This is a genomic window from Blastomonas sp. AAP25 (assembly GCF_001295965.1).
In the GTDB taxonomy this organism is placed as follows: domain Bacteria; phylum Pseudomonadota; class Alphaproteobacteria; order Sphingomonadales; family Sphingomonadaceae; genus Blastomonas; species Blastomonas fulva.
The window spans coordinates 25268-40367 of record NZ_LJHP01000016.1 but is presented as its reverse complement, the minus strand read 5'-3'; the positions used below and the strand labels follow the sequence as shown (position 1 = coordinate 40367).

General features: G+C 63.5%; 15 protein-coding genes and 1 riboswitch. Of the genes, 9 read left to right on the top strand and 6 right to left on the bottom strand.

Features of this window, described 5'->3' with window-relative positions:
* The first annotated feature begins 25 nt into the window (after window positions 1-25).
* From IP68_RS12165 to IP68_RS12155, 3 genes are read left to right on the top strand one after another with little or no spacing between them, the layout of a single operon-like run.
* Window positions 26-877 carry a hypothetical protein gene (locus IP68_RS12165; RefSeq protein ID WP_156318098.1) on the top strand — a complete coding sequence of 284 codons (852 nt, stop codon included), beginning with the start codon at window positions 26-28 and terminating at the stop codon, window positions 875-877.
* A 9-nt stretch (window positions 878-886) separates the two neighbouring features.
* The gene (locus tag IP68_RS12160; RefSeq protein WP_054135269.1) at window positions 887-1774 is read left to right on the top strand and encodes a hypothetical protein; all 888 of its coding nucleotides are present in this window, start codon (window positions 887-889) and stop codon (window positions 1772-1774) included.
* A gap of 59 nt (window positions 1775-1833) precedes the next feature.
* Window positions 1834-2298, top strand: coding sequence for a DUF2721 domain-containing protein (locus tag IP68_RS12155; protein ID WP_054135268.1), 465 nt, complete (start codon window positions 1834-1836; stop codon window positions 2296-2298).
* A 78-nt stretch (window positions 2299-2376) separates the two neighbouring features.
* Here IP68_RS12155 and IP68_RS12150 read toward each other — a convergent pair whose 3' ends face one another.
* Entirely contained in the window at window positions 2377-3027 is a 651-nt protein-coding gene (locus IP68_RS12150; protein WP_054135267.1) for a cytochrome c family protein, read from the bottom strand.
* 236 nt (window positions 3028-3263) lie between these two features.
* On the opposite strand from IP68_RS12150, the gene IP68_RS12145 reads away from it, so the two are divergent.
* Window positions 3264-4154 (top strand): prephenate dehydratase, encoded by an 891-nt coding sequence (locus IP68_RS12145; protein WP_054135266.1) that lies wholly within the window; start codon window positions 3264-3266, stop codon window positions 4152-4154.
* Window positions 4155-4176: 22 nt separating this feature from the next.
* Here IP68_RS12145 and IP68_RS12140 read toward each other — a convergent pair whose 3' ends face one another.
* The gene (locus IP68_RS12140; protein ID WP_082382331.1) at window positions 4177-5505 is read right to left on the bottom strand and encodes a sodium:proton antiporter; all 1329 of its coding nucleotides are present in this window, start codon (window positions 5503-5505) and stop codon (window positions 4177-4179) included.
* Entirely contained in the window at window positions 5505-8309 is a 2805-nt protein-coding gene (gene polA, locus IP68_RS12135) for a DNA polymerase I (protein ID WP_054135265.1), read from the bottom strand. Before polA ends, IP68_RS12140 begins: the two co-directional genes overlap by 1 nt.
* A 124-nt stretch (window positions 8310-8433) precedes the next feature.
* Here polA and IP68_RS12130 point away from each other — a divergent pair, with 124 nt between their 5' ends.
* Window positions 8434-8718 carry a hypothetical protein gene (locus IP68_RS12130; RefSeq protein ID WP_054135264.1) on the top strand — a complete coding sequence of 95 codons (285 nt, stop codon included), beginning with the start codon at window positions 8434-8436 and terminating at the stop codon, window positions 8716-8718.
* Window positions 8719-8726: 8 nt separating this feature from the next.
* Here the strand turns inward: IP68_RS12130 and IP68_RS12125 are convergent, their stop codons facing one another.
* The gene (locus IP68_RS12125; RefSeq protein WP_054135263.1) at window positions 8727-9797 is read right to left on the bottom strand and encodes an MBL fold metallo-hydrolase; all 1071 of its coding nucleotides are present in this window, start codon (window positions 9795-9797) and stop codon (window positions 8727-8729) included.
* Window positions 9798-9994: 197 nt separating this feature from the next.
* Window positions 9995-10079: riboswitch (ZMP/ZTP riboswitch) on the top strand.
* Window positions 10080-10098: 19 nt separating this feature from the next.
* Here IP68_RS12125 and IP68_RS12120 point away from each other — a divergent pair.
* Window positions 10099-10785 carry a DJ-1/PfpI family protein gene (locus IP68_RS12120; RefSeq protein WP_054135262.1) on the top strand — a complete coding sequence of 229 codons (687 nt, stop codon included), beginning with the start codon at window positions 10099-10101 and terminating at the stop codon, window positions 10783-10785.
* Between the two features lie 75 nt (window positions 10786-10860).
* Here the strand turns inward: IP68_RS12120 and groL are convergent, their stop codons facing one another.
* Both groL and groES read right to left on the bottom strand, forming a co-directional pair.
* Complete coding sequence (gene groL / locus IP68_RS12115; protein ID WP_054135261.1) at window positions 10861-12513, bottom strand: chaperonin GroEL; 1653 nt, start codon at window positions 12511-12513, stop codon at window positions 10861-10863.
* 49 nt (window positions 12514-12562) lie between these two features.
* Entirely contained in the window at window positions 12563-12850 is a 288-nt protein-coding gene (gene groES, locus IP68_RS12110) for a co-chaperone GroES (protein WP_054135260.1), read from the bottom strand.
* Window positions 12851-13153: 303 nt separating this feature from the next.
* Between groES and IP68_RS12105 the strand changes: the two genes are divergently transcribed.
* The 3 genes from IP68_RS12105 to IP68_RS12095 are packed head-to-tail and all read left to right on the top strand — an operon-like array spanning window position 13154 to window position 15065.
* On the top strand, window positions 13154-13441 hold the full coding sequence (locus IP68_RS12105; RefSeq protein WP_054135259.1) for a DUF2282 domain-containing protein: 288 nt from the start codon (window positions 13154-13156) through the stop codon (window positions 13439-13441).
* Window positions 13442-13450: 9 nt separating this feature from the next.
* Window positions 13451-14326, top strand: a complete 876-nt coding sequence (locus tag IP68_RS12100) for a DUF692 family multinuclear iron-containing protein (RefSeq protein WP_054135258.1) — start codon at window positions 13451-13453, stop codon at window positions 14324-14326.
* 4 nt (window positions 14327-14330) lie between these two features.
* Entirely contained in the window at window positions 14331-15065 is a 735-nt protein-coding gene (locus IP68_RS12095) for a putative DNA-binding domain-containing protein (RefSeq protein WP_156318132.1), read from the top strand.
* Window positions 15066-15100 lie beyond the last annotated feature (35 nt).

The window sequence follows — 15100 nt, the reverse complement described above, 5'->3', positions numbered from 1 at the left end:
GCAGCAGGGCGGACGGCGCGTGACGGTGGAGCGCAGACTGCGCGCGTGTGTCGATCGGTTTGCAGGCACGAGCGGATACGCGCTGTCCCAGGCGCTGGGGCCGATGCTCACCGATGCAGAGCTCGCGAGCATGTGGCTGCAAGAGCGGCTCATCGGCCTCCAGCAGCCGCAGCCGCAACTACCCGCGGGCTTTGCCGACCCGGTGTGCCAGTCGCTGGTGATGCTCGATCATCAGCGGGTGCATCTGTCGCTGGCGATCGTTTCGGCCGAGGGATGGAAAGCGGAGAGCGTGACACAGGTTGGCGCATCGCAGATCGTCGGATTTGCCGATGGCTGGACCACGATCCGCTTTCTCTCGGCACCATTGGCCAAGGTGCAGCGCCATTATCTCGTCCGGACCTCACAACAGCGGCGCGCCTTTGCCGAATGTCCCAGGCAGGTGACCACCGGCGAGGTGATCTGCCTCGACAATGCCCGCGAGGCGCTGCGGTTCGTCGGGCTTGGGGCGGATGTGGTCATGCTGCGGTTGCTGGTTCGCGACCCCGATGCGCAACAGGCCGTCGAATGCGATGCCCGCACGGGCGCAGTGCTGCGCATTCGCGAGGCGCAATCGGGGGATGGCCGCACCCGCATGACGCTCTCGCTGCTGCGATCTTTGGGGCGCAGCGATGCCGTACCCGCCATTGCCGAAGCGCTCGCCTCCTGGCCCGCGCATCTGCGCTGGCACGGTGTCCGCGAGGCGCTGGCGACCGACAGCATTGCGGGGTTCGCTCTGCTGCAGGCCATGGTCGAGACCGATCCCGATGAGGATCTGCGCGCGCTCGCCCGCCGGACGCGCGATGATCTGCTCACCCGCTATCCGCAGCTTGCGGCCTAGCGCCCGGTCATGGCGCTGATGCTTCACACAGACCCCGCGCAGCCCTGCACGCTGGAGGAATGCTTGGCCGCGCTCGATCATACAGGGTTCGAGCCCGATGACCCGCAGTCGGTGGCGCACGCCGCGCACTGGCTGGCACGGCTTGCTGCCAATCGACACTTTCTGGGCGATCTGGCGCTCTCCCGGTTGCAGGCAGCCCATGTCGGTCAGGCGGGACAGGGCTATACCGCGCAGGTGATGATGCTGGGAGCGCCGCGCCCCGGCTGGTTCATGCGCGCGGCGATCTGGCCGTCTGCGCAGGACGCGGTAATGCGCGACAGCGGTGCTGCCGCCTTCGTTTATGGCCTGCCGCACGATCACAATTTCCACTTCCTGACGGTGGGCTATCACGGCCCCGGTTACCGCAGCGACCATTACGAGGTCGATCCCGAGCGCATGACCGGAGTGGTCGGCGAGGCAGTCGATCTGCGTTTCGTCGAGACCAGCCTGCTCCATCCGGGACGCGTGATGCACTACCGCGCCTGGCGCGACGTGCATTGCCAATATGCGCCCGATACGCTCTCGGTCTCGATCAACCTTATGCACAGCGCGCCCGGGCAGCGGTGGACCGACCAGTTCGAATATGATCTGCGCCGGGGCACGATCAGCAGGGTGCTCACCGGGTGCACCGCCGATACGCTTTGCAAGCTGGCGACGGCGTTGAGCCCTGCTGCCGCGCTGGATGTGATCGAGACCATCGCCCGGAGCCATCCTGTCGAACGCCTGCGCTGGTCGGCGATCCGGGCCCTTGCAGCCGAACAGCCCGGCACCCAGGCGCGCGCCGAGTTTCTTGACCGGCAGGCGGCCAGGGCAAGCGGCTGGCTCGCGCGTCGCTGCCGGGCCGAGATTGGCGATTGATGGGGCCGGGTCGCAGGCTATAGTCGCTCCCGAAACCATGTTGGGGGCACGTCATACCTATGTTCATTGCGGAACTGGAAATCGGACAGATCGGGCGATTGATCCAGTTTGCCATGGCCCCCGCCTTCCTGCTGGTGGCGACGGGCAACATCCTGCAGCTGTTTGCCGGGCGGCTGGCCCGAGTTATCGACCGCGAGCGGGTGCAGCTTGCCGAGTTCAGCCGGACCACGGGCGAGGACCATGTCCGCGTGGTGCGCGAACTGCAGATTCTCGACCGCCGCGCTTCGATCGTCAACAAGGCGATCCTGATGGCGACGCTGAGCGCCTCGACCGTCAGCCTGTTGATCGCGGCCATGTTCGTGCTGTCGCTCACCGGCTACAAGTTCGGCCAGATCGTCGCAGGGGGGTTCATCCTGGCCATGGCGTTCCTGATTGCCGGGCTCGGCCTGTTCATCGCCGAGATTCGGCTTGCGACCCGCAACATCCGCATCGAGGAGCGTTTGCTCATTCTCGAAGACGAGTGATCGCAGCCAAGCCCAAAGAAAAAGGGCTCCGCGCTGGTGCGCGAAGCCCTTTTCGATCTCAGAATGCTTGAGGCGCTATCAGCCGGCAGCAGGCGCCGCAGCAGCATCGGCTGCGGGGGTTGCTGCACCGTCGACAGCGGCAGGTGCTGCTCCACCTTCAGCGGCCGGGGCTGCGTCTGCTGCAGCGTCCGGTGCGGGCGCAGCGGGGAGAGGCAGCGGGCTGCCGGTCTGGGTGTTCATCCATGCCATCAGATTGGCGCGATCTTCAGCCTTGCCGAGGCCAGCAAAGCTCATCTTGGTGCCATCGGCATAGGCCTTGGGCGAGGTGAGCCACTTGTTCATTTCCTCGAAGGTCCACGGACCCGACTTGCTCTTGAGCGCGTCGGAATAAGCGAAACCTGCGACCGATGCGTGGGGCTTGCCCATCACGCCATAAAGATTGGGACCGATGCCGTTGGCGCCGCCGCTGTTGATCGAGTGGCACGACGAGCACTTGGCGAAGACCTTCTCGCCCTTGGCGACATCGGCGCTGGCAAGCAGCGTGGCGATCGGCACTTCGGCGGCGGCTTCACCTTCGGACGAAACGACGCCTTCGATCACATAGCCCAGCTTCTCGGGGCGTTCGGGCTTGTCGGCGTGGAACACCTTGCCGCTGATGATCGACAGGCCAAGGGCAGCGATGCCGCCTGCAAGAGCCCAGCCTGCAATCGTGTTCTTGTTGTCCTGCATTGCCCTGTTGCCTCGTCTTTTGCTGCAGGCGCCATGACAACACGGCGCCCTGAAAGGTCGGTGTCCGATCAACCCTGCGTCAAAGCCGGGCGTATCAGCGTTTCGAAAGGCCTGATGCCGCGTCGCAACAAGGCCGGTTCGCCGCTCCCTCTAATCATGGTCAAGGCGCACTGCAAGCCCCGACGCGCCCGTTTTCGCCTTGTCGTCGCGGCATTGGGTGCCTATTCGGCGTGCCCATGCAAAGCTACCCCCAGATCGCCCGCCTGATGGTTGACACCATGGCCCGCACCGCTGCCGATGCGCCGGAGTGCACCATCGCCTTTCAGGGCGCTCCGGGAGCCTATTCCCACATCGCCGCGCGCGAGTTCGCCCCCGACTGGCATCCCTTGCCCTGCTATTCTTTCGAGGATGCGATGGATGCGGTGAAAGACGGCCGCGCGGCCAAGGCGATCATCCCGATCGAGAACTCGCAGCATGGCCGGGTGGCGGACATCCACTTCCTGCTGCCGGAAAGCGGCCTGACCATCGTCGCCGAGCATTTCCTGCCGGTGCATCACTGCTTGCTGGCCAAAGGCGAAGGGCCGTTCCGCTCGGCGGTCAGCCATCCGCAGGCGCTGGGGCAGACCCGGCATTATCTGCGCGCGCATGGCATCCAGCCGACCACTTATGCCGACACCGCAGGGGCCGCCGCCTTTGTCGCCGAATCGGATGATCCGTCGCTGTGCGCGGTGGCCTCGCGGCTGGCAGGCGAAGTGTTCGGGCTCAAGGTCATCGCCGAAGGCATCGAGGATGCCGCGCACAACATGACGCGGTTTGTGGTGCTGGCCGCGCACCGCGACGATCCGCTTCCCGGCGCCGATACGGTGATGACCAGCATGCTGTTCGAGGTGAAGAACATCCCTGCGGCGCTGTTCATGGCGCTGTCGGGCTTCGCCACCAACGGCATCAACATGACCAAGCTGGAAAGCTATATTCGCGGCGGCAGCTTTGCGGCTGCGGAATTCTATGCCGATATCGAGGGCATGCCGGGGGACCCGGCGGTCGACCGCGCGCTCGAGGTGCTGGGCCATCACAGCAAATGGCTGCGGATCCTGGGCAGCTACCCCCAGGCGCTCCCCAGGGTCTAGCCGCGCGGTAAAACTGGCTGGCTCAGGCGCCGCGGTTGAGGCGCTGCATGATCGGCGTGACCGAGATGCCGTGCAGCAGGATCGATCCCAGAATGATCAGCCCCACGGTTTCCCACAGCGCGTGCTGGTCCTCGAAAGCTCCATGGTTGAGCGCGAACGCCAGGTAATAGACCGAGCCAAGCCCGCGAATGCCGAAAAAGGCGATGACAAAACGTTCGAGCGCGGGGCGCCTGAGATCGATCAGCGCCAGCCAGCCTATCATCGGGCGGATCACCAGCAGCACCAAGGCGGCGACGAGAACATTGTCCCAGCCGATGTCCGCCAGCAGTTCGCCTCCGGTAAGAATGCCGCCGAACAGGACCAGCAGCACCATCATCACCAGCCGCTCGGTCTCGTCGGCGAAATCGTGCAGTTCCGAGTTGAAATTGTCCCCCGCCGCCGAGCGGTTGAGCATGAGACCCGCCACAAAAACCGCCAGAAATCCGTAGCCGAATGCAAACTCGGTCGTCGCATAGATGACCAACGTTGCACCCAGCGCGATGAAGCCGTCGCCGGTTCTCGAGAGCCTGGTATTCTGTGGCAGTCGGTAAATGATCTGCCCCAGCAGCCAGCCGCCTGCTGCGCCGATCAGCGCACCGACGCTCAACCGCCAGATGACGTCTTGCCACAGCCAGGTGCCCATCGTCGCAAAGCCCAGCGTGCCGGCGCTTGCCGCCAGCGCCAGATAGACGAAGGGAAAGGCCAGCGCGTCATTCAGGCCTGCCTCGGACGTCAGCGCAAACCGCGCCTCGTCGCCATCGTCGCTGTTGGGGCGCTCGATCTGGACATCGGAGGCCAGCACCGGATCGGTGGGCGCAAGACAGGCGCCCAACAGCAACGCCGATGCGAGCGGAAGGCCGAGAATCCAGTGACCCGACAGGGCGATCGCGCCGATGGTCAGCGGCATGACGATCGCCAGCAACCGGATGGTGATTCCCCAATTCGCCAAAGTGAACGGCCGCCCGATCTTGAGGCCAGCGCCCATCAGCGAGATGATGACGATAAACTCGGTAGCCTTTTCGATCATCACCGGCGATTCCACCGGGTGCGGCGAAAAGACCGATAGGGGCGTGAAAGAGAACACCGCCATCCCAAGCCCGACAAAGATGATCGGCAAGGACAGCGGCAATTTCTTGAGCAACAGCGGCAGCCACGCGACCAGCAGCACCACGAGCCCGATGACGAGCAGCCAGATCTTGTAATGCTCGAGCAGGAACGCGCCGATCAGGCTGGTGAACAAGGGATCGGCAAAGGCGGTGACATCAAGCTTAGGTGAGTCCGGGATGACCGAATGCCAGCGAACCCCGGTCATCAGTGCGCCGCACCCCAGCTTGGCCCGGTACCGATTTCAACTCCCAGTGGCACGCTCAGCGTCACCGCAGGTTCGGCCGCGCCCTCCATTACTGCGCGAATGACCTGCGACGCCGCGTCGACATCGGCTTCGGGCAATTCAAACACCAGTTCATCGTGCACCTGCAGCAGCATGCGGACATGACCCAACCCGGCGGCCTCAAGCGCAGGCACCATCCGCGCCATCGCACGCTTGATGATGTCCGCGCTGGTGCCCTGGATCGGCGCGTTGATCGCGGCGCGCTCGCTGCCCTGGCGCTCGGCCTGGTTCTTCGAGTTGATCCGCGGGAAATGCGTCTTGCGGCCGAACAGGGTCTCGGTGAAGCCGCATTCGCGCGCCTTTTCCATCGTCTCGGCGATATAACGGTTGATGCCGGGGAAACGCTGGAAATAGGTGTCGATCATCGCCTGAGCCTCGTCGGCGGTGACCTCCAGGCGCCCGGCGAGTCCCCAGCGCGAAATGCCGTAGAGGATCGCGAAGTTGATCGTCTTGGCGCGCCCCCGGGTATCGCGGTTGACCTCGCCGAACAGCTCCAATGCGGTGCGGTTGTGGATGTCCTCACCCTTGGCGAAGGCATCGCGCAGGGTTTCGACGTCTGCCATGTGCGCCGCCAGCCGCAGTTCGATCTGGCTGTAGTCGGCCGCGAGGATGACATTGCCCGGCTCGGCGACGAAGGCATGACGGATCTGGCGGCCGATCTCGGTGCGGATCGGGATGTTCTGCAGATTGGGCTCGGTCGACGACAACCGCCCGGTCTGCGCGCCGACCAGGCTGTAGCTGGTGTGGACGCGGCCCGTGTCCGGGTTGATCTGCTCCTGCAGCGCATCGGTATAGGTGGACTTCAGCTTGGCGAGCTGGCGCCAGTCGAGCACCTTGCGCGAGATCTCCGATCCTTCGCCCGCCAGCTTTTCCAGCACGGTGACATCGGTCGAATAGGCGCCGGTCTTGCCCTTCTTGCCGCCCTTTAATCCCATCTTCTCGAACAGGATCTCGCCCAGCTGTTTGGGGCTGCCGATCGAAAAGCTCTGCCCGGCCAGCGCATGAATTTCGGTTTCCAGAGCGGCCATCCGCGTGGCGAAATCATGGCTCAGCGCGGCCAGCTGTTCGCGATCGACCTTGATGCCGTTGCGCTCCATGGCCGCTACAACCGGAATAAGCGGGCGATCGACCATCTGGTAGATGCGGGTCGCCCCCTCGATCGGCAGTCGCGGCTGCAGTACATGCCACAGCCTGAGCGTGACATCGGCGTCCTCGGCGGCATAGCGCGTCGCATCGCTGAGCGGCACCTCGTTGAAGCCGATCTGCTTCTTTCCGGTGCCGGTCAGCGATTTGAAGCTGATGCACTCATGCCCCAGATGCCGCTGGGCCAGCGCATCCATGCCATGTCCGCCGCTGCCGAATTCATGGCCGGCATCGAGCGTGAAGCTCATCACCATCGTGTCCTCGATCGGCGACACCGCGACGCCATGACGCGCGAGCACGTTGAGGTCGTATTTGAGGTTCTGGCCGATCTTGAGCACGCTGTCGTCCTCGAGCAGCGGCTTGAGCCTGGCGATCGCAACGTCCATTGCGATCTGCTTGGGCTTTTCGGCAAACATGTCGCTGCCGCCATGGCCCAGCGGGACATAGCATGCCTCACCCGGCGCCAGCGCGAGACTGATGCCGACAAGCCTGGCCTGCATCGAATCGAGCGAATCGGTTTCGGTATCCACCGCGATGGTGCCGACGGCAAAAGCCCTGGCGATCCAGTCGTCGAGCGTTTCGAAATCCTGCACACAGACATAGCTGTCGGTGTCGATCGGGGGCATCGCGAGCGCCAGCGGTGCAATCGCGTTGCTGCTGCTCTGCGCGCCGGTGGCGGGTGACGACGACGCGGGCGACACTTCGGCAGGACCGCTGGCGCCAAGCTTGCGCAGCAGGCTGGTAAAGCCATGCAGTTTGAGGAATTCGGCCAATGGCTCGGGCGGGATATCCTTCAGCAGGAAATCCTCGAGCTCGTTGGGCAGCGGGCAATCGTCCTTCAGCGTGACCAGCACCTTGCTCAGCCGCGCCATCTCGGCCTGCTCGATCAGGCTGTCGCGCAGCTTCGACGGCTTCATCGCAGGCGCGGCCGCCAGCACGCTTTCCAGATCGCCATGCTCGACGATCAGCTTGGATGCGGTCTTGGGGCCGACGCCGCGGATGCCGGGGACGTTGTCCACCGCATCGCCCATCAGCGCGAGCACATCACCCAGCTGCTCGGGGGTGACTCCGAACTTCTCCATCACCGCCTCGGGGCCCATGCGCACGTTCTTCATCGTGTCGAGCATGTCGAGCCCGGGCTGGATCAGCTGCATCAGGTCCTTGTCGGAACTGACGATGGTGACCTTCCACCCCTTGGCCAGCGCATCGAGCGCGTAGCTTGCGATGATGTCGTCCGCCTCGACATTGTCCTCCTCGATGCACGGCATGGAAAAGGCGCGCGTTGCATCGCGGATCAGCGGAAACTGGGGCACCAGGTCCTCTGGCGGGGCGGGGCGGTGCGCCTTGTACTGGTCGTACAGATCGTTGCGAAAGCTCTGCGAGCTCTTGTCGAGGATCACCGCCATATGCGTCGGACCATCGGCCTTGTGCAGGTCATCCGCCAGCTTCCACAGCATCGTGGTATAGCCATAGACCGCGCCCACCGGGGTGCCTTCCGGGTTGGTCAGCGGCGGCAAGCGGTGATAGGCGCGAAAGATGTAGGACGATCCGTCGACGAGATAGAGATGGTTCTGCTGGGACATGGGCCAACCGATAGCAGCGGCTTTCGGCACGGTCATGCAGTTTCGGAACTCGGGCCATCGCATGCGCGTAGCGTCGGGACGCACAAGGCGTATACCAACGCGCCACATTGAAGGAGCAATTCTCATGCGTACTTTTGCAATCGTCAGCCTTGCAGCACTGGCCCTGGGCGTTTCGGCCTGTTCGGCCGAGACCGAAAACAAGACCGATGCCGCTGCCGAGGCTGCAGGCGATGATATCGAGGCCAATGTCGATGCCGCTGGCGAAGCGATCGACGACACCATGGATGATGTCGAAGCCAGCGTCGATCAGGCTGCCAAGGATCTGGATGCCGAAGCCGACAAGGCCGGCGACAAGATCGAAAAGGAATGGGACGACGCCAAGGCTGAGGTCCGCAAAGAAACCGACTGAGGTTCGCCTTACAACAGACTTGCCTGCTCGATCGCCTGTGATCGGGCAGGCAGGCTGAAGCGCATCCCGTCCTCGCCCATCACCACATCGCCCGAATAGGCATCTGCCACCCCGCGCAGATAATAGGGATGCAGCAGCCGTGTCGGCATTCGCGGCACGATATGGGTGAACACCAGCATCCGTGCCTTGCCGCGCCGGGCCACGCCTGCCACCGCCACAGGCGAACTGTGATAATTGGTGGTGTCCGCCATGATCTTGGCGATCCGGGTATCGCCGCGGGACTTGGCCGTAGCCGAAATCCTGTTGACCATGTCGATGTTAAGCACCTCGTGCACCAGGACATCGCAGCCATCGCACATCGCCGAAACCATCTTCGTCGGCTTGGTATCGCCGCTGATCACCACCGATCGTCCCTTGTAGTCGAACCTGTAGCCTAGAGCTGGCTCTATCGGGTCGTGATCAACTCGGAAGGCGGTAACGCGGACGCCTTCGCGCTGGTACACCACCGCCTTGTCCGCCGGGCCATCGACCGCGATGATGTTGGCGCGCGCACCTGCACCGCTGCGCGGCATGATGTCGGCGCCATGGTGCGCGATGCGATAGCCGTAATCGGCGGTGTAGGCGGTATCGAAACCGGCCACGACGCGTTCGACGCCCTGCGGCCCATAGACCGGCAGCGCAGCCTTGCGCCCACTGCTTGCCCAGCGCAGCATCAGCACCTCGCCGAGCCCGTCGATATGGTCCGAATGGAAATGGGTAAGGAACGCCGCGTCAATCTTGCCCAGCGACACCCCGATCTGGCCGATCCTGCGGCCAGCGCCCGAGCCTGAATCCACGAGGAAAACCTGCCTGCCCGCGATCACCAGGGTGCAGGGGCCGGAGCGCGCAGGATCGGGCAGGGGCGAACCCGTGCCGCACAGGATGACATGCAGCCCGTCCTCAAGATCGTCGGTCGCGTCCTTGCCATAGCTGGCTTCCAGTGCCCGGGAAAAAGCGATCTCGCCAAGGCGTTCGCGCGTGGCCCACAGCGTCGCGGCAATCGCTGCCACCACCAACAAAAGCACGACCAGACGGCGCATCGGCAATCCCCTCGATATTATGTCACTATCTATGCTATAATATCGAGGGGATTGCCAGTGGCGATTAGCGGCCGAAGATTTCCGATTGGGACAAGGTAAGCCCGAGGTGAGGGAGGGGGGCTTTCATCGTAGCAAGATAAAACCTTCGCCACCGCCGTAAAAGGTGGCTTGGCAGAGCCATCGGTGCACCATAGACTGCCTCTGCCCGCAACTGGCGCATCGAGATGGACCACCATCAGGGAGCGGGCGGTATCGTTCATGTCGCGCGCCTGGGCAATCTGCTGATCGAAAGGCATGGCCCATGACCCAAGCAAAATCACCCTTCAATGTCGTCTTCGTCCTGTTCGACAATGTTACTCAGCTCGATTTCACCGGCCCCGCGCAGTTCCTGTGCCGGATGCCGGGGGCAAAGGTGCATGTCGCGGCGGCGAGCCTCGATCCGGTGATGATGGATGTCGGGTTCGGCATCATGCCCACGGTGACGTTTGAAGATTGTCCTCAGGCCGATTTGCTGTGCTTGCCGGGAGGTCTGGGCGTTGCGCCTGCGCTCAGCGATGATGCGCTGATCGCGTTCGTGCGGGCACAGGCATCGGCCGCGCAATGGGTGACCAGCGTATGCACCGGCGCGTTTATCCTTGGCCGGGCAGGGTTGCTGCAGGGAAGGCGTGCAACAACGCACTGGGGCTACACCAGCCTGCTGCCGATGGTCGGGGCCTTGCATGAAGACGCGCGCACCGTGTTTGACGGCAACGTGGTGACAGCAGGCGGGGTGACTTCGGGGATCGACTTTGCGCTGACGATCATCGCGCACCTGCACGGCGAGGATGTCGCGCGATCGCTGCAGCTCAACTTCGAATACGACCCCGCGCCGCCCTTTGCCGGGGGCACGCCTGCCACCAGCCCGCCGCACATCGTGCAGGCCATGCAGACCCGGTTCTACGACGCCCGTTCGGCCGAGATGGAGGCCGCGCTCATCGCCACCGCGTAACACGAAAAAGGGCCGGAAGGTTTCCCCTCCGGCCCCGTTTTCTTGTGCGTTGGCTTGGTAGCCGAGCAGCGTGGATCAGAAATCCATGCCACCCATGCCGCCCATTCCACCCATGCCACCGGGCATGCCGCCACCCGAAGACTTGTCTTCAGGTGCGTCACAGATGGCAGCTTCGGTGGTGATCAGCAGACCGGCAACCGAGGCAGCGTCCTGCAGGGCAGCGCGCACGACCTTGGTCGGATCGATCACGCCAGCGGCCACCAGGTTTTCGTACACATCGGTCGATGCGTTGAAGCCCAGCGTTTCGTCGTTGCCGTCGAGCAGCTTGCCCGAAACGACAGCGCCATCATGGCCTGCGTTCTGTGCGATCTGGCGAACCGGAGCGTACAGTGCCTTGCGGATGATATCGATGCCGCGGGTCTGGTCGTCGTTGAGACCGGTCATGCCTTCGAGCGCACGGGTTGCATAGAGCAGCGCCGTACCGCCGCCGGGGACGATGCCTTCTTCGACGGCTGCGCGGGTTGCGTGCAGTGCGTCGTCGACGCGGTCCTTCTTTTCCTTCACTTCGACTTCCGAAGCTCCACCGATCTTGATCACGGCAACACCGCCGGCGAGCTTCGCCAGACGTTCCTGCAGCTTTTCACGATCATAATCGCTGGTGGTGTTCTCGATCTGCGAGCGGATGGCTTCCACGCGGGCCTTGATCGCGTCGGCTTCACCGGCGCCATCAACGATGGTGGTGTTGTCCTTGTCGATCGAAACGCGCTTGGCCTGGCCGAGCATGCCCAGGGTCACGCTTTCCAGCTTGATGCCCAGGTCTTCGCTGACCATTTCACCCTTGCTGAGGATCGCGATATCTTCCAGCATCGCCTTGCGACGATCGCCGAAGCCAGGCGCCTTGACCGCAGCAACCTTCAAGCCGCCACGCAGCTTGTTGACCACCAGGGTCGCCAGCGCTTCGCCTTCGATGTCTTCTGCGATGATCAGCAGCGGACGACCGGTCTGGACGACAGCTTCCAGGATCGGCAGCATCGCCTGCAGGTTCGACAGCTTCTTTTCGTGGATCAGGATGTAGGGGTTGTCGAGTTCAACCGTCATCTTGTCCGGGTTGGTGATGAAGTAGGGCGACAGATAGCCGCGATCGAACTGCATGCCTTCAACGACATCCAGTTCCGATTCCATGCCCTTGGCTTCTTCGACGGTGATGACGCCTTCCTTGCCGACCTTTTCCATGGCCTGCGCGATCATCTCGCCGATTTCCTTCTCGCCATTGGCCGAGATGGTGCCGACCTGGGCGATCTCGTTGGTGCCAGCGACGGGCTTCGAGCGCGCCTTGAGCGATTCGACGACCTTGGTCACCGCCAGATCGATACCGCGCTTGAGGTCCATGGGGTTCATGCCGGCAGCAACCGACTTCATGCCTTCGCGCACGATGGCCTGGGCCAGAACGGTGGCAGTGGTGGTGCCGTCGCCTGCGATGTCATTGGTCTTGGAAGCAACTTCCTTGACCATTTGCGCGCCCATGTTCTCGAACTTGTCCTTGAGTTCGATTTCCTTGGCGACGGTGACGCCGTCCTTGGTGATGCGCGGTGCGCCGAAGCTCTTGTCGATGACGACGTTGCGGCCCTTGGGGCCCAAAGTCACCTTGACGGCGTCAGCGAGGATATCAACGCCGCGCAGAATGCGTTCGCGGGCGTCGCGGCCAAACTTTACGTCTTTAGCAGCCATGAGTTTGTTCCTTTATGTCGATTGAGGTCAGTCGGGTTGATCGGATCGATCAGCCCAGAATGCCCAGAATGTCGCTTTCCTTCATGATGATCAGGTCTTCACCATTGATCTTCACTTCGGTGCCCGACCACTTGCCGAACAGGATCTTGTCGCCAACCTTGACGTCGAGGGCGATGCGATCGCCGTCCTCGTCGCGGGTGCCTTCACCGATGGCGATCACTTCGCCTTCGGAGGGCTTTTCCTTGGCTGCGTCGGGGATGATGATCCCGCCAGCAGTCTTTTCTTCGGCTTCGATGCGGCGCACCAGAACCCGGTCGTGCAACGGACGAAATGTCATGCGTTAAGCCTTTCCTTGCGTCACTGAAATTAGTGAAACCCCCTGCGCGGCAGGCGCATCGGATGATGGCTGCGTCCGCGATTAGCACTCTATCGGGGTGAGTGCTAACGAAGCGCTAGATAGCGGTCGCCGCGTTTTGGTCAACCCATGCGCAGCGGAAATTTTTGCGTGAGCGCAACAAACGGGGTAACCTCGCATCATAACGGGACGAACGGAAAGATGGGCAGGCGGGGCAAGCCATCCTCGCTGCTCGCACGTGACCACTCAAGCACCATGATCCACCGAACCGAGAGGACCTTGAAGATGTCGAATTCTATGCTCACCCTGGGCGCTGCCGCTGCCGCCGTTCTGGCCGCTGCCACCGTCGCCGCGACCCCCGCCGCCGCTGCCGGCGAGAAGGAAAAGTGCTACGGCGTATCGCTGAAGGGCAAGAACGACTGCGCCGCCGGCCCCGGCACCTCGTGCGCCGGCACCTCGACGGTCGACTATCAGGGCAGCGCCTGGAAGTATGTCGCCAAGGGCGAGTGCTCCAAGATGGGCGGTTCGCTCACCCCGCTCAAGGGCAACACCAAGCCCGCGCCCAAGGGCTGATTGCATCCGATGGTCGAAGGCCCGATGTTCCTGCCCCCCGAAACAGGCATCGGGCTGAAGCCGGCCCACTATCGCGAAGTTCTGGAGTCGCCCAACGGCTGCCCCGGTCCTGCATGGGTCGAGGTGCATCCCCAGAACTATTTCGTCGATGGTGGGCCGCCCCATCGTTGGCTGACCGCGATTGCAGAGCACCTGCCGCTGAGCTTTCACAGCGTCGGGCTGTCGATAGGTACGGCCGAGGGGCTGGATGAGGACGAGCTGGAACAACTCGCCCAGCTGTGCGACCGGTACAACCCCGCCAGCGTCTCCGACCACCTCAGCTGGTCGGGCAACAGCACCGACCGCTACGCCGATCTGTTGCCCATCGCCTACACCCGCGCCACGCTCGATCATGTCGCAGCGCAGATCGGACGGGTTCAGGATCGCCTCAGACGCCCGCTCCTGATCGAGAACCCGTCGCGTTATCTGGCCTTTGCGCGCGACGAAATGGATGAGGTCGATTTCATCCACGCGCTGTGTGCGCGCAGCGGCTGCGGTTTGCTGTTCGACATCAATAACGTCGAGGTCAGCTGCACCAATCTGGAACTCGATCCGTTCACTTATATCGATGCGATCGATCCCCAGATCGTGGGCGAAATCCATCTCGCGGGCCATGCCACCGAGTGGCACGACAACCGCCCGTTGCTGATCGACGATCACGGCAGCCCGGTCAGTGCATTGACCTGGCAGCTGTTCGACCGGTTTATCGGCAGGGCAGGGACAAGGCCCGTGCTGATCGAATGGGACACCGATGTGCCCGAATACGGCGTGCTGATGGCCGAGGCGGCGCGAGCCAGCGACCACATGGCACGCGCTGCTGCTGCCCGCGCAGTACTGAGTGCGTGACACCATGACCGACCTCAAGGCCGATCAGGCACGCTTCATCGCAGTGCTGCAGGACGGACCCGCCGCCTTTCCCGATGGGCTGTTCGCAGGCGAGCCATCGCGTGCCCTGCTCGGTCTCAAGGCGCACGCCAACACCATCAGCCACGCCCGGCTGGTCGCGCTGGAACAGACCTATCCGCGCACGCTCGAGCATCTGGGGCACGCCACATTCAACGCACTGTCGCGCGACTTCATCGAGCGGCCCGCTGTGCGCCAGCGCAAGCTCATGCAGATAGGCGAGGGCTTTTCTGCGTGTCTGGCACTCCGCCACCCCGACCGGCAGGTGGCCGATCTCGCTGCGGTGGAATGGGCCTGGCTGGAAAGCTATCATGCAGCAGATGCGCCCGCGCTGGCGCTCGGCGATCTGGCGGCTTACGACGAGCCGGGCCTGCTCGCGCTGGAGGTGGTACTGCATCCCGCGAGCCGGATCGTCGCCACCGGCAACGCGGTGACGGAGCTTTTCCCCGAAGTGGAGGCCAGCTGCGCGTCCTGTGCAGCGATCCTGGTCACACGCCCGCTGGACACCGTCCGGCTGCTGCCTCTCAACAGATTACAGGCCCAGATTGCGCATGGCGCACAAAATTGCGCGACCATGGGTAACCTTCTGCAGACGGCCATCGAAACATTGGGCGAGGCAGAGGCCTTGTCGACCGTGTTCGCCTTGATCGAGGCGGGCGTGCTGGCAAGACCGGGGGGCTGAGACCAGGCAGGCGCGTTCCGGCAGCAACGGACATC

Excerpts from the sequence above, each read along its gene's own strand:
- IP68_RS12160 (WP_054135269.1), top strand. The coding sequence starts at position 887 with ATGGCGCTGATGCTTCACACAGACCCCGCGCAGCCCTGCACGCTGGAG.
- IP68_RS12155 (WP_054135268.1), top strand. The coding sequence starts at position 1,834 with ATGTTCATTGCGGAACTGGAAATCGGACAGATCGGGCGATTGATCCAG.
- IP68_RS12150 (WP_054135267.1), bottom strand. The coding sequence starts at position 3,027 with ATGCAGGACAACAAGAACACGATTGCAGGCTGGGCTCTTGCAGGCGGC.
- IP68_RS12145 (WP_054135266.1), top strand. The coding sequence starts at position 3,264 with ATGCAAAGCTACCCCCAGATCGCCCGCCTGATGGTTGACACCATGGCC.
- IP68_RS12140 (WP_082382331.1), bottom strand. The coding sequence starts at position 5,505 with ATGACCGGGGTTCGCTGGCATTCGGTCATCCCGGACTCACCTAAGCTT.
- polA (WP_054135265.1), bottom strand. The coding sequence starts at position 8,309 with ATGTCCCAGCAGAACCATCTCTATCTCGTCGACGGATCGTCCTACATC.
- IP68_RS12130 (WP_054135264.1), top strand. The coding sequence starts at position 8,434 with ATGCGTACTTTTGCAATCGTCAGCCTTGCAGCACTGGCCCTGGGCGTT.
- IP68_RS12125 (WP_054135263.1), bottom strand. The coding sequence starts at position 9,797 with ATGCGCCGTCTGGTCGTGCTTTTGTTGGTGGTGGCAGCGATTGCCGCG.
- IP68_RS12120 (WP_054135262.1), top strand. The coding sequence starts at position 10,099 with ATGACCCAAGCAAAATCACCCTTCAATGTCGTCTTCGTCCTGTTCGAC.
- groL (WP_054135261.1), bottom strand. The coding sequence starts at position 12,513 with ATGGCTGCTAAAGACGTAAAGTTTGGCCGCGACGCCCGCGAACGCATT.
- groES (WP_054135260.1), bottom strand. The coding sequence starts at position 12,850 with ATGACATTTCGTCCGTTGCACGACCGGGTTCTGGTGCGCCGCATCGAA.
- IP68_RS12105 (WP_054135259.1), top strand. The coding sequence starts at position 13,154 with ATGTCGAATTCTATGCTCACCCTGGGCGCTGCCGCTGCCGCCGTTCTG.
- IP68_RS12100 (WP_054135258.1), top strand. The coding sequence starts at position 13,451 with ATGGTCGAAGGCCCGATGTTCCTGCCCCCCGAAACAGGCATCGGGCTG.
- IP68_RS12095 (WP_156318132.1), top strand. The coding sequence starts at position 14,331 with ATGACCGACCTCAAGGCCGATCAGGCACGCTTCATCGCAGTGCTGCAG.